General features: G+C 43.6%; 1 protein-coding gene and 1 pseudogene. Both read right to left on the bottom strand.

Going from position 1 to position 1,902, the window contains the following annotated elements; translation table 11 throughout:
* Positions 1-285: 285 nt before the first annotated feature.
* Positions 286-457, bottom strand: a pseudogene (locus tag EII32_RS12790) (RteC protein); the annotation flags it as partial.
* Between the two features lie 227 nt (positions 458-684).
* Positions 685-1,902: MATE family efflux transporter (locus EII32_RS11160; protein WP_125235452.1), on the bottom strand; the 1,218-nt coding region annotated here is incomplete at its 5' end.

The raw sequence follows: 1,902 nt of genomic DNA, 5'->3' as shown, positions 1-1,902 counted from the left end.
CAAATCGGTCATTAGACCGCATTTGCTTAGATTTGCCATTGCCGTTACGCTTCCCAACTGCTTTAGCCCGCTTGCTGCCATCTGCGCAGCCATTACATCCCGACGCAGCCCGCTACGCCTTCGATGAAACGGCTACACATCTGCTTCAACAATCGAACAAAATCGGTTGAGGGTTCTAATGACCGATTTGGGTTTAATGCTTAACCATGTGCTTCTGAGGTTCTTATGGGTATAATGTGAGTTACATTTCTTATATGTACGCGAGTTCTTATTCCGAATTCGCGTATTAATACAATCGCAGGTGTCAAGGGCATAGAGAACCTCCACCAAATGTGTAGTTTTTCCTGTCCAATGGAGTTTCTTAACAGGTCTGACTGGCAAAGCAGGAAGAAGCCTCTGCAATCCGTGTCTTTAGCAACTTCAATTCAGTGTCAATGACACAGAGTAGTTCCGACACATTTTTCCTCTTTCCGTCCATCGGATATACATCTTGTAACCGAAAACGGGTATAGCGGAGAATATGAAACAACGAGATGTTATTGTCTTCTGCATCACATAAACCAACAACCCACTTCATAAAATTGTTTGATGCTTTTTTTATCTGTTCTTTTGTAGAGCAAGAAGAGACAATTGTCTCAAAATCTTCTGCTTGCTTAAATCTTAGCATAATCATATCTGTTAAGTTCAACATTGCAGATTCTCTGTTGTGAGATGTGATTTATGACGTATTTCCCTATGAATTTGGATTGCAAAGAACATCGTCATCAAAGTTGCAAAGATGTCGGCGACAGGTTGGGCATAAAGTACGCCGTTCAGTCCCAGATACGATGGAAGCAGCAATATGGCAGGGATAAAAAAGAGTCCTTGTCGTCCAATATTGAGCAGAAAGTTCTGTCTCGCTTTTCCAATAGCCATATATAGCGTGGAATACACAAATTGAAATCCGAAAGTGAAGAACATAATCGTATTGGCTCTAAGCGCAATTCTTGCTATTTCTTGCATTGTTTCGTCTTTGCCGAAACAACTGATGACAGTAGAGGTAAAAACGAATATAAGAATGCTCCAAAGCACACAAAACGAGGTTGTGAGTATCAGGGAACAGCGCACCGCTTCTTTTAATCGTTGGAAATTGCCTGCTCCGTAGTTATAGCCTGCCATCGGTTGGAGTCCTTTGACAAATCCGAAGACTATGTTTGTTCCCAATGTGACGATTTTCAAGACGATACCCACAGCCGCAACAACTTCTGCACCATATTTCACGGCGGCTTTTTGCAACAAACTGATGGAAAGGGTCTGGAGCAGTTGCAAAAAGAGCATAGAGATACCAATCTTTATGATATCCGCGTACATTCTTATTGTGGGAGCGAACAAGGCAAGTGATACTTTTGCCTCTGCTTTCGTAAGGAAACGGATGTAAATAGCTGTCGTGATGATTCTTGAAAGAATAGTTGCCCATGCAGCACCTTCCACACCCCAATTGAAAGTGTAGATAAACAAGGGGTCTAATGCAACATTGACGATAGAGCCGATAATCATTGCCGACGCAGATGTTTTCGACGCACCCTGTGAAACAATGATATTGGACATCGACACATTCAATGTCCCTATGAGACAACTGATGATGAAGAGTCTGCCGTATGCTTCTGCCAAGTTCATCATCCCGGCATTTGCTCCCATAAACAGCAGGATGTCCGGCAGGAACGCATTGCACACAAGGGCAACAAGAGCTGCCAACATCACAGAGGTAATCACCGAGACGGAAGCGATCTGACCTGCCTTGACAATCTGTTTCACCCCCAACAGTCGGGATATATACACTCCGCCTCCGACACCGAACATCAGTCCTATCCCAAGAAATAACAACGATATAGGGAAAACAACCGATACAGCGGCGACAGGAAG

Source organism: Prevotella sp. OH937_COT-195 (genome assembly GCF_003932845.1).
Lineage (GTDB): Bacteria > Bacteroidota > Bacteroidia > Bacteroidales > Bacteroidaceae > Prevotella.
This window is presented reverse-complemented; position numbering and strand designations above follow the sequence as displayed.